The following is a 10,948-nucleotide window of genomic DNA, read 5'->3' on the forward strand; positions in this document are numbered from 1 at the left end:
TTTATTCCTTCTTTCTTATTCCTGTTCTTTGTCTAGAGCGTGTTTGAAAAAGGCTTTCTGCAAGATGTGCGTCACAATTTGTGGGAGATTTTGTCCGGATGAGGGCGCCGTAGCGGGCTACGGCAACTGAATTCGGGCAAAATATACCGCAAAGTGGGGCGTGCAGATTGCAGGAATGATTTTTCAAACACGCTCTGGTACGCCGAGGCTTTTAGATCTGTGCAATCGGATTCACAGACAAGTGAGTGGTATATTTATTTCGAAAACGATGTACCAGATACAAAAAAAACCTGCAGAAATATCTGCAGGGTAGAATTGATCTGTTACATATGATCGATAAATGAATGTCTGATTCCCTATATAAAAAGCTCTGAAATGGATCACCATCTCAGAGCTCTGATACTACATTCATTCAAAAAATCAACTGTACTATCATCTTCTTCCATCCAGACTGTACTGTCGGCCCCGGAATCTCACCGGATCATGCCTCTCGGCTCGCGGGCTTTACCGCCGGTAGGGAATCTCACCCTGCCCTGAAGATATCTTTTTGTTTATTTTAATACTTTATCTGTTATTTGTAAAGCGAAATTTTTATTTTACTCATTCCATGCGGAATATTAGTTACTGGCAGGCAATCGTCGTATTACTATTCTCAGGCTTTGGTTGACAAACAGGCACGCAGGCAATGACCGATGGCCAGCACACAGAGCCTGTGCCTTGGAAGATGAATTTTTTTATCTGCAGTTTACTATTGCTTTTTGGGCAGCAGCAAAATCTTTTTCTAGTACATAAATACATGTTGTTTCATTCTTATGATCAATTCCCGATGCAAAAGTATGATAAAAAATCAAGAAAAAAAGATTATTGATAAATGTTCCTTTTTTTAATCTCGTTTCGTAAAGAATATTATTTTCATTCAACGCTTGTGTTAACCGCACGAGATGATCCATATTATCAGTTTCACATAATTTAATTTTTCCATTATCCTGGGTATATTTCATAAAAATCTCCATTCCGCCGCCTTTGGCTGGCGGCACAAATAGTGAGGAATTATAAGCGGAAACAGGCGCAGGCCGTGACATTTAGGCGTTTTGAAAGTATCGATTATCTCTGTCAATGCATGAGCATACTTATTTTGATGTGGCAGGAAGAACCAGAGAATATATTTGACAGAGTGTCCAAGATATTTGGATAAAGAAAACCGATGGCTTTGACTGTTATCAATCTACACCATCGGCTTTCAAGGTTTTTAAATACTTAAATTCAGACTTATTAAAATAATATAATGAAAACTTAAGTTAATGGATTATTTACCCATCTGTTTTGCAACTTCCTCAGCGAAGTTCTCTTCTTTTTTCTCAAGACCATCGCCTGTCTCGTAGCGAACGAAGCCTTTGATCTGGATCTTAGCGCCGTTCTCTTTTGCTACCTGCTCTACGTATTTAGCAACGGACTGTTTTCCGTCCTCTGCTTTTACGTATGTCTGGTCAAGAAGGCAGATCTCTTTAAGCTCTTTCTTGATACGTCCTGTGATCATTCCCTCGATAACCTTAGCCGGTTTCTGGGACTCCTTCGGATCGTTCTGGATCTGAGCCATAAGAATCTCTTTCTCATGCTCGATGTAGTCAGCGCTTACTTCCTTGTCGCTTGTGTACTGCGGTTTCAGAGCTGCGATCTGCATAGCTACGTTCTTAGCCATCTCTTTAACAGCATCGTTAACAACATCTGTCTCAACGTCTACAAGAACGCCGATCTTTCCACCCATATGAGTGTAGGAAGCGATGAATCCGTTCTGCTCCTCAACCTGAGCAAATCTACGAATGTTCATGTTCTCGCCGATTACTGCGATCTGAGCTGCAAGAGCCTCTTTTACAGTCTTAGTTGTATCAAGTGCCCATGCCTCAGCAAGGAAAGCATCGATATCAGCTGCTGTTGTGTTAAGTGCCTGTGCTGCAACATCTGCAACATAGCTCTGGAATTTCTCATTCTTTGCAACGAAGTCTGTCTCAGCATTAACCTCAACAACGACTGCTTTCTTTCCATCCTCTGTTACCAGAGTTTTGCAAAGACCCTCTGCTGCGATACGGCTTGCTTTCTTCTGTGCTGTAGCAAGACCCTTCTCACGCAGGAACTCAACTGCTTTATCCATATCGCCTTCTGTAGCTGTAAGAGCTTTCTTACAATCCATCATTCCGGCGCCGGTCATCTCTCTTAACTCTTTTACCTGTGCTGCTGTAATAGCCATTGTTCGTTTCCTCCTGAAATATTCTGTTTATACGAATAATTCCTCTGTAGCTGCAAACTCCTCAGACTCAGCCTCGATCTCGCCATCTGCCTCAGCAGTTCCCTGCTTAGCCTCGATAACAGCGTCAGCCATCTTGGAAACGATGAGTTTTACTGCACGGATAGCATCGTCATTTCCCGGGATCACATAGTCAAGCTCTTCCGGATCACAGTTAGTATCGCAGATACCGATAAGCGGGATTCCAAGTGTATGAGCCTCCTGTACGCAAATTCTCTCTTTCTTAGGATCTACGATAAAGATAGCATCCGGGATTCTCTTCATCTCTTTGATTCCGCCAAGGTTCTTCTGAAGCTTAACAAGCTCTTTGCGAAGCTCGATAACCTCTTTCTTAGGAAGTACGTCGAATGTTCCGTCAGCTTCCATTGTCTCGATCTCTTTCAGTCTTGCGATACGGCTCTGGATTGTCTTGAAGTTTGTAAGCATACCACCAAGCCATCTCTCATTTACGAAGAACTCTCCACAACGCTCTGCCTCTGTACGGATAGCATCCTGAGCCTGTTTCTTAGTTCCTACGAAAAGGATGTGTCCACCGTTGGCAACAATATCTGCTACTGCATTGTAAGCATCGTCAACCATTCCTACAGACTGCTGAAGATCGATGATATAGATACCATTTCTCTCTGTGTAGATGTACGGAGCCATTTTAGGGTTCCATCTTCTTGTCTGATGTCCGAAATGAACACCTGCCTCTAAAAGCTGCTTCATTGAAATAACGCTCATGTCTTTTCTCCTTTTTGGTTAAATTCTTCCGCACAGGTCGCCTTCTCTCTGGACCCATCCTCACACCGTAGGGCACCATCCTTATAGAATCGCCGTGCGTGCTTATTTTTGCAACTTCTGAATTATAGCATAGGAAATCCCCTTATGTAAAGGGGATTTTTCCAATTTTTTTCTGTTTTTCAGCGGTTTCCGGCAGATTTCAGAAGCTCCAGTTCTTTTTCGGTGAGCGAACGATATTTTCCTGTCGGAAGATCTGAAGGAAGCGCCAGCGGCCCCATGGATAGTCTTTTCAAATAAGTTACTTTTTTTCCCAGTGCCTCCATCATCCGTTTTACCTGATGGAATTTTCCCTCGTGGATGGTAAGTCGGATCTCAGATTCCCAGTTCTTACCGGCTTCTGCAGATTCTGTACCGGACTCCCAGGTAGAAAGGATCTCCAGCCTTGCCGGTCGTGTGAGATCTTTTTCCCCGATATCCACGCCTTCTGCCAGCTTCACGACATCTTCTTCTGTCACTTTCCCGGATACTTTTGCATAGTAGGTCTTATCCACATGCTTTTTCGGAGAAAGAAGCTCGTGTGCCAGAGGACCGTCATCTGTGATCAGAAGAAAGCCTTCTGTATCTTTATCCAGGCGTCCCACCGGAAAAAGCCCCTTTCTTCTGTCTTTCTCTTCAATATAGTCAAGAACCGTTTTATCTCTGAAGTCCTCCGTTGCGCTGACACAGCCTGCCGGCTTGTTAAAAAGATAGTATACATATTCCGGTGCAGCATGGATCTCCTGCCCGTTCATAACCACCTGATCTTCTTCTGTTACTTTCAGCTCCGGTTTCTTTACAGATTTCCCGTTAACCTGCACCTGACCCTTCTGTATGTATTTTTTTACCTCGCTTCTTGTACCTGCGCCGGCATCTGCCAGAAATTTATCCAGCCGGACTGGTTTTTCCATTAATCATTTACCTCCCATTCTGTTACATGGGCTGCCTTTGCATCTGCTCTGATAAAATCCGGGATCTCACCGGCAAATGTCATATAAAGTCCGGAATCCCCGCCGGTGCTCTCTTGTCCTTCCAGAACCACTTCCATTGTGGCATCTGCATTCCAGATAGTCCATCCGTTTACCAGCTGTGATGGACGGATACATTTTTTCAGGGCTTCCAGCTGTTCCTTTTTATCGTAACGGACTTTATAACCGTTATCTGTTTCTTCAAGATCCGAAATGGGCTCAGTGTCGGAAAAAGCTTCATCATCTTCGCCGGCAGCTTCGGAGCTGAAGTAATAAACATCAATATACTCAACAGACAGCTCATCCATAGAAAGAGGATATCCTGTTTCTTCCAAAATTGCAAGTGTTCTCTTATATGACGGATACACCAGAACGGATGTGGACACATTCTCTCCTTCCTGCACAGCCGGTACATTCATTCCCCATTCATCCATGTATCCTTCTGACGGAATTCCCGCATAATCGAACATCAGCATTGCACATGGCTGGTCTTTTACTGTCTGACCGCCGTTTTCCAGAATGTCCTTTCTCAACGCCTCTGCCAGCGCCTGACGCTTCTCTGCATTTTTCTCAAATAATGTTTGAATATCTCCGTCACAGAAAATACCGGTGACCTCTTTCAGATACTGTTTGTCCAGCTGAAAAAATGAATATCTGTCTTCTTTCCATGTCTGCTCATCATACAGGGCTTCCATAAGATTCTGTGCCTGTGCAGAGGATACAATATAGCCTCTGCATACACTGAATCCCTGTTTATTTATGTAGCGCACATACATGCGCCTTCCTGATTTTTTTCCTTTTTCATTCTGAAGCCTGATATCCTTCAGACTGTTATATAATGCTTTACTTTTCATTACCGGCTGATCCAGCAGACCAGAACTATTGTCTGAGGTAGCAGTATACCGGATCTTATAGATTCCGTTTTCTTTTTTTTCCACATTGCAAAGCTGCTCTGCATATGAGAGATTGCTTACATTTATCACAACTCCCTGAAGATTGTCATAAGCCGGAAAATAACTGTCATATCCCAGAAGATCCATTTTCATGGTCAGCGCACAGATTGCCACAACACCTCCAAGGATCATAAGCTGCACTTTTCTGCGGAAAAATCTGCGAAAATCCATTTCATAGATCACTTCCAGAATTCCATGGACCAGGATCGTTCCCAGTATCATTCCGAAGATCCACCATGCTGTTTTGGATGAATCTTCCGGAATCATATAAAAGATCAGACCGATCCCCAGTCCGGATGGTATTGTGATCAGGGCACTTAAGACCGGCTCCATCCAGGTATATACCAGAGCTTTTCCGGTATTCTCTGACCTTCGTCTACAAAATGCCATCCAGGAAAGTGCTGCCATGATAAACAGCGTAAGGATCAGTATCAGCAACTGCTTTCCAAAGCTTCCGCTGCTGTATCTATCTATAAAGCTTACGATCACCATAAGAGGAGATCCCAGATTCCGCACTGCTGCCAGAATTCCGTAACTGCCCTCGTACCAGGTATCAAAAAATAAATGTCCGCTTAACTGCAGCATCACTGCCAGAACGATACTGTAGGTAAACAGCCCTGCCCATGCAAGTGCTCCCATCAACATGGTACCGGTGCAGGCGATCACCAGCACTGTGGAAAAATACACCAGAAGATACATCAGGAGATGGAGCACCAGCAGGATCAGTGCCTTTTTCATAATGGAAAGGCTGTAATATCCTCTGGCTGCCCCGATGCATACCGCAGCAAATTCCATGATCACATATGGCACCAGATAATAAAGAACAGCCAACAATACTCTGTGCAGAAACAGTGCACTTCGCTTTACCGGAAGGCTGTGATAGAAATCCACTTTTCTCGGGGAATACAGATACCAGAAGCCGCTTACTGCTGCAAAAAATGCGGTTACCGCAGCCACAGCTGCTCCCATTGTGAGAAAGTCACTGCTCCACAGGCTGGAATACAGATAGGAAAGCTGACTCTGAGTATAACTGCGCTCATTCCATTTTCCCATCAGAATAAGTTCCGCTACCGGAAATGCAAGGAGAAATGCGATCATGGCAAATGCCGGGATCCATCTTTGTCCTTTAGAAGAGGATTTCATATACTCACTGGAATAAATTTTTGACTTCATAGCCTGCCACCTCCGTTTCGCTGATAAATATTTCTTCCAGAGTCAGTGGGAGCACTTCGCAGAAAAGAGGATTTTTTGCCTGTATCTTCTCCATGATCTCTCTTCTTGTTCCCCTTGCAGTAATAAGCAACAGGGAGCCCTGATGCTCTGTTTTCAAAACATCCAGCTCTTTCTTTAATTCTTCTTCTTTCTTTTTGTCAGTAAGTACACACTGGATCTTATGGATGTGGAATTTCATATCCTCCAGATCTCTGGAAAGGAGAATTCCTCCCTGATGAAGAAGCCCGATGTGATCGCAGATATCTTCCAGCTCACGGAGATTATGGGAAGCGATCACCGGCGTAAATTCACGACTCATGATCTCTGATGCAAAAATACTTTTTACTGCCTGGCGCATTACCGGGTCCAGGCCATCAAAGGTTTCATCACAAAACAGATATTTCGTTCCTGTACTGATTCCCAGGATCACCAGAAGCTGTTTCTTCATTCCCTTGGAAAAAGTGCTGATTTTTCGTTTTCCATCCAGATGAAACTGCTTCATCATTGTCTCAAAACGCGCCTGCTGAAATCCCGGATAAATACAACGGTAAAATTCTGCCATGTCCAGAGCATTGTAATTTGCCGGAATATATGCATCGTCCGGGATGTAGAAAAAATGCTCTTTGATCCTTTCATTTTCAAAAACCGGTTCTTCATCCATCAGCACCTCTCCTCTGTCCTGACGGATGATCCCGGCCATGATACGGAGCAGAGTACTTTTTCCCGCACCGTTGGAGCCGATCAGTCCAAAAACCTCCCGTTCCCCGATATCCATGGTGACCTTATTTACTGCCTGTATCTTACCAAAAGCTTTGCTGCAGTTTTTTATCTCAATCATTGTTTCCCTCCTTATAGCATAAGCGGATCACACCGATCATTTCTTCCTCCCCTACTCCCAGAGCCATTCCCTTTTCTGTGATCTTTTTCAGCTCACTTAAGGTTTCTTCCATACCGATCTGCCTGATCCTGCTGCTGTCTGTGACAAAACTACCTTTTCCCTTCACCGGACAGATCAGCCCCTGCTGCTCCAGTTCCATATATGCCCGCTGGATGGTATTGGGATTGATGGATAATTCCACGGCCAGCTGCCGCACAGACGGCATCTTGGAAGATGGCTCCACAGCTCCTGACAGGATCAGCATCCGGAATTTCTCTACGATCTGCTCGTAAATGGGACGTCTGTCCTGATAGTCCAAGAATAACATACGACGCTCCTTTCTCTGTAATCTGTGTATTAAGTGTATTAATTCTTTTAATACACTTATGATAGCACATGATACAAAGGTACGCAAGAAATGGTCTCTTAAATAAATATAAAATCTATATAAATTTACCGGCAGCAAAAGATTCCGGCATATTTTTATAAAAAAATCTGTAATGGCATCCTTATACTATGATTCCACTACAGATTCTCTGTAAAGCAAATATTCATCTATCACTCTGCCTGATCCAGTAGCAGGCAGACATTCGTGTTCCACATTGGATCAGACAGCCCGGTAGCCACGTTTTTCTCCCCGGCGTGCAAAATACTGATATCCTCCGATCATCGCTGCCGCAAAAACACCATAGATCATCAGAAGGCTTCCTGCTCCGGCTTTTTCCACCAGAGTCTGGGCGTATTCACTGAAAATAAGTATCCAGGTATTGGCTCCGATGTGCATCAGCACACTGGTCCACTTATTACCTCCCATCTCCAGAAACCACGCAAAAATCCCTCCCAGAACAAACGCATACACAGCCTGCAGGACATTTCCGTGATAAATTCCGAAAAACGCCGCAGAGATCACAGCGGAAACCAGCACTGAAAAGTGATCCCGAAGTCGCAGATAGATCAGCCAGCGAAAGATCATTTCTTCTGCAACAGGTGCTATGATCCCCATCCAGAAGATCATCATAAACAAACTCTTTCCTGAGGTGATCTTCGTCATCGTCTCTCCATAGCTGGATGAGATCCAGTTCTGCAGGATCGCCACCAGCACATTGGCATACTGGGCAAATCCGGCTCCAGCAGCAAGAAGAAGCAGCATTTCAGGAATAGATAGCCTTTGTTCCTCAACGGAAGTCAAACCGCCGATCAGTCTTCCTATACGATCCTTCCGGTAAAAATATACTGCCGGAAACATAACCAACACTCCGGTAAGTCCGGTGATCACCAGCGTATAACTATAGTACCTTTCCTGTGCGTTGCCGACATGCCCTGTCAGCCAGAGAAGCACGGCACTTCCGAGGATCTGTCCGATAAGATAATGGATTCCTGCCGGATAAAGCTCCCTCCACACTATTTGAAAAATATTCTGTCTGTGCAGAGGGGTCAGACGAAAAAATTCAGAAGTTCATCTGCGGAAGCTACGATCTGAAGAGGCTGTGCCTTTTCCAGTTCTTCTCTGCTTCCATATCCGTAAGATACAGCCACACACTGGATCCCGCATCGTCTGGCTCCGAGAATGTCATGTTCTCTGTCACCCACCATGATCACCTGGTCACGGTGGTCAGAAAGGCTCATTCTTTCCAGAGCTTCCTCGATCACCTGAGATTTGGTTACTTTCGGTCCATTGAGGTCCGTCCCGGCGATCACCTCAAAGTACCGACTCAGATTAAAATGGTCCATGATCTGTGTTACGTAAAAGGTCGGTTTCGCAGACGCCACAGCCATTCTGTAGCCACGACGTTTCAGTTCTGCCAGAGTGTTTTCCACGCCCGGATAAACGGTATTCTCATACATTCCTTTTTCTGAATACCGCTCTCTGTAATATTCGATTCCCTTCTGCGCTGTCTCTTTATCAAATCCCGCATATTTCATAAACTGTTCCAGAAGCGGCGGACCCACAAAAACCTTCAATGGCTCCAGCTCCGGTGCCGAAACTCCAAGCTTCTCCAGTGCATACTGTACAGATTTCGTAATCCCCTCTCCGGATTCTGTCAGTGTTCCGTCCAGATCAAAAAAGATTGCCTTATACATAAATTCCTCCTGTTGTATAAAATAATCAGTAAGTATGCCTATTGTATCACTGTTTTTCTGGTAAGTCCATGGTTTCATAGTACAGCTTCCCGGATTTCACAAAACCCATGAGTTCTGCTTTCCGGGGATTTCTGCTTTTTTTCGGTAATTCCGCCAGAAGCTTTTTTCCCTGCCAGTAAAAATCACATTCTTTTCCATTGATCCGAAATGAAAGGATCTGGAACGGAATATCCGGACTGATTTCTATCCGGATCCTGTTACCGTCTGTTTTCATTCGGATCACCGGTTTTTGCTCTTTTTCTTTTTTCCTATCCGACGTTCCTGTTGGTTCTGTCCGATAGTAAGATAATGCCGGATTTTGCTTCTTCTCCCTCTTTGATGCATCTACTGCTGACTTTCGAACTGGTTTTTGAGTCAACGTTACAGATGGACTTGCTGTCACTGTCTGTATGGGGATCGGTTGTTCAGTCAGTATTGGCAGTTTTGTTGGTATCGGCGTTTCCGTCAGTTTTTCCACAGGTGTATCAGCTATCTCTACTTCTGCTGCAATATTTCCATTTTCCATAAAGCTTTCTTCCTGAGAACGTACCTCATCTGTCTGAAAATCTAAATTCCATTGTGCAGACTCCTCCTGATCATTCTCTGATTCTGCCCAGGCAGCGGAATACTCCTCAGTATTTCCTTCTTCTCTGTTCCAATTACTATCATCACTTCCTTCTCCTGCATAGCTTTCTTCCCAGTCTTCCGGCAGCTGTCCGGTTCCTTCTCCCACATTCATATCAAATCCGCCGGTATCAAAACTATCCATTCCTGACACATCAAATCCATAGACAGCAATGGAAGGGATCATCCAGCTGCATAAGACCAGCAGAAACAAAACAATAAAACAGGTTTTCCTACTAGGAATTTTCATTTCTTTTGGTTTTTTCTGATCACTTTCTCTTCTTTTTCTCATTGATCTCCTCCCAAAGCTGCAGATTTCTGCTTTCACTGTCATCCAGTAATTCCGCTTTTTCTTTCTCTTTATAATCTTCCCACAGCTTTCTGCTGGCCTCTTTCTGACCGGTCCGAATAAGAAACATCCCATATTCCCCGTAGGCCACAGGATATTCTGCATCATACAGAAGAAGATTTTCATAATATAAAGCCGCTTTTTCCGGTTCACACAAAAGCTCCGCATTCCATGCCAGCAATAGCTCAATACGACGCTGCTGTTCTTTTTCCCCATAATTTCTACTTAACCTCTGGAGTCTCTTTTCCGCTGCCATACAGCACTTTTCCCGATCTTTTGAGTCTTCCGGATACTGTCTGGCTTCGTAATACAAATCTGTTACTTCTGAGATCGCCACAGAAAATTCTTCCGTTTTCAGCAATCCTGCTATCAAGATCAGTGTTCCTATCAGAATCCCTGCAGCTGCCGCTTCCAGAAATCGTTTTCTCCAAGTGATCATCCGATATCTGTTTTCCAGCTTTTGGATTTTCTTCTGAACCACTGACATATCCGAATATCTGTATTTTTCCTGTTTTCTGGTACATCGGAACAGAAGCCCGAAAAAATCCGGATATAAGAACCACTGCCATTTCTTTTTTCCGCAAAGCTTTTCCAGGGTCTTCCCCAGAGCATAAATATCACTTCCCGGTCTTAAGTAGCCCTGATACTGCTCCGGCGCCGCATAGCCTTTCGTTCCTTCACAGATCTGTTTTCTTTTTCCATGATCTGCAAATTATGCTTAAACGGAATGCCAGTTCCGCTACTGCGGAACTGCTATTCCATTTTTAACGGTACGAAGTACCG

Annotated in this window: 11 protein-coding genes, 2 pseudogenes and 1 riboswitch; of the genes and pseudogenes, 1 reads left to right on the top strand and 12 read right to left on the bottom strand. The window is 44.2% G+C overall.

Features of this window, described 5'->3' with window-relative positions:
* Nucleotide 1: 1 nt before the first annotated feature.
* Nucleotides 2-127: pseudogene (locus EAI83_RS17840) on the bottom strand (DUF6783 domain-containing protein); the annotation flags it as partial.
* On the opposite strand from EAI83_RS17840, the pseudogene EAI83_RS17845 reads away from it, so the two are divergent.
* Nucleotides 77-313 (top strand): annotated as a pseudogene (locus tag EAI83_RS17845) (DUF6783 domain-containing protein). The pseudogenes EAI83_RS17840 and EAI83_RS17845 overlap by 51 nt on opposite strands.
* A 117-nt stretch (nucleotides 314-430) precedes the next feature.
* Nucleotides 431-545, bottom strand: a riboswitch (FMN riboswitch).
* A gap of 189 nt (nucleotides 546-734) precedes the next feature.
* On the opposite strand, the gene EAI83_RS07915 reads toward EAI83_RS17845, so the two are convergent.
* The 11 genes from EAI83_RS07915 to EAI83_RS07970 form a co-directional block, all read right to left on the bottom strand.
* Nucleotides 735-1,001, bottom strand: coding sequence for a hypothetical protein (locus EAI83_RS07915; RefSeq protein WP_044960682.1), 267 nt, complete (start codon nucleotides 999-1,001; stop codon nucleotides 735-737).
* A 305-nt stretch (nucleotides 1,002-1,306) separates the two neighbouring features.
* Nucleotides 1,307-2,245: a translation elongation factor Ts gene (tsf, locus tag EAI83_RS07925; protein WP_015524668.1), complete on the bottom strand. Its 939-nt coding sequence runs from the start codon at nucleotides 2,243-2,245 to the stop codon at nucleotides 1,307-1,309.
* A gap of 27 nt (nucleotides 2,246-2,272) precedes the next feature.
* A complete protein-coding gene (rpsB, locus tag EAI83_RS07930) occupies nucleotides 2,273-3,025 on the bottom strand; it encodes a 30S ribosomal protein S2 (protein ID WP_129974988.1) in 753 nt (250 codons plus the stop codon).
* A gap of 179 nt (nucleotides 3,026-3,204) precedes the next feature.
* Complete coding sequence (locus tag EAI83_RS07935; RefSeq protein WP_021650398.1) at nucleotides 3,205-3,972, bottom strand: pseudouridine synthase; 768 nt, start codon at nucleotides 3,970-3,972, stop codon at nucleotides 3,205-3,207.
* Nucleotides 3,972-6,155 carry a DUF6449 domain-containing protein gene (locus EAI83_RS07940; protein WP_129974990.1) on the bottom strand — a complete coding sequence of 728 codons (2,184 nt, stop codon included), beginning with the start codon at nucleotides 6,153-6,155 and terminating at the stop codon, nucleotides 3,972-3,974. The genes EAI83_RS07935 and EAI83_RS07940 overlap by 1 nt, the downstream gene beginning before the upstream one ends.
* Entirely contained in the window at nucleotides 6,130-7,032 is a 903-nt protein-coding gene (locus tag EAI83_RS07945; protein WP_021650396.1) for an ABC transporter ATP-binding protein, read from the bottom strand. The genes EAI83_RS07940 and EAI83_RS07945 overlap by 26 nt, the downstream gene beginning before the upstream one ends.
* Entirely contained in the window at nucleotides 7,025-7,399 is a 375-nt protein-coding gene (locus EAI83_RS07950) for a GntR family transcriptional regulator (RefSeq protein ID WP_015524662.1), read from the bottom strand. The genes EAI83_RS07945 and EAI83_RS07950 overlap by 8 nt, the downstream gene beginning before the upstream one ends.
* 279 nt (nucleotides 7,400-7,678) lie before the next feature.
* Complete coding sequence (locus EAI83_RS07955) at nucleotides 7,679-8,473, bottom strand: CPBP family intramembrane glutamic endopeptidase (protein WP_243113462.1); 795 nt, start codon at nucleotides 8,471-8,473, stop codon at nucleotides 7,679-7,681.
* A 32-nt stretch (nucleotides 8,474-8,505) separates the two neighbouring features.
* A complete protein-coding gene (locus EAI83_RS07960; RefSeq protein ID WP_044960674.1) occupies nucleotides 8,506-9,153 on the bottom strand; it encodes an HAD family hydrolase in 648 nt (215 codons plus the stop codon).
* Nucleotides 9,154-9,199: 46 nt separating this feature from the next.
* On the bottom strand, nucleotides 9,200-10,108 hold the full coding sequence (locus EAI83_RS07965; RefSeq protein WP_129974992.1) for a hypothetical protein: 909 nt from the start codon (nucleotides 10,106-10,108) through the stop codon (nucleotides 9,200-9,202).
* Entirely contained in the window at nucleotides 10,086-10,604 is a 519-nt protein-coding gene (locus tag EAI83_RS07970) for a hypothetical protein (protein ID WP_129974994.1), read from the bottom strand. The genes EAI83_RS07965 and EAI83_RS07970 overlap by 23 nt, the downstream gene beginning before the upstream one ends.
* Between the last annotated feature and the right edge of the window lie 344 nt (nucleotides 10,605-10,948).

Source organism: Blautia sp. aa_0143 (genome assembly GCF_004167315.1).
Classification (GTDB): domain Bacteria; phylum Bacillota; class Clostridia; order Lachnospirales; family Lachnospiraceae; genus Blautia_A; species Blautia_A fusiformis.

Bases quoted from the DNA above. Each gene is read 5' to 3' on its own strand.
- EAI83_RS07915 (WP_044960682.1), bottom strand. From the start codon at position 1,001: ATGAAATATACCCAGGATAATGGAAAAATTAAATTATGTGAAACTGAT.
- tsf (WP_015524668.1), bottom strand. From the start codon at position 2,245: ATGGCTATTACAGCAGCACAGGTAAAAGAGTTAAGAGAGATGACCGGC.
- rpsB (WP_129974988.1), bottom strand. From the start codon at position 3,025: ATGAGCGTTATTTCAATGAAGCAGCTTTTAGAGGCAGGTGTTCATTTC.
- EAI83_RS07935 (WP_021650398.1), bottom strand. From the start codon at position 3,972: ATGGAAAAACCAGTCCGGCTGGATAAATTTCTGGCAGATGCCGGCGCA.
- EAI83_RS07940 (WP_129974990.1), bottom strand. From the start codon at position 6,155: ATGAAGTCAAAAATTTATTCCAGTGAGTATATGAAATCCTCTTCTAAA.
- EAI83_RS07945 (WP_021650396.1), bottom strand. From the start codon at position 7,032: ATGATTGAGATAAAAAACTGCAGCAAAGCTTTTGGTAAGATACAGGCA.
- EAI83_RS07950 (WP_015524662.1), bottom strand. From the start codon at position 7,399: ATGTTATTCTTGGACTATCAGGACAGACGTCCCATTTACGAGCAGATC.
- EAI83_RS07960 (WP_044960674.1), bottom strand. From the start codon at position 9,153: ATGTATAAGGCAATCTTTTTTGATCTGGACGGAACACTGACAGAATCC.
- EAI83_RS07965 (WP_129974992.1), bottom strand. From the start codon at position 10,108: ATGAGAAAAAGAAGAGAAAGTGATCAGAAAAAACCAAAAGAAATGAAA.
- EAI83_RS07970 (WP_129974994.1), bottom strand. From the start codon at position 10,604: ATGATCACTTGGAGAAAACGATTTCTGGAAGCGGCAGCTGCAGGGATT.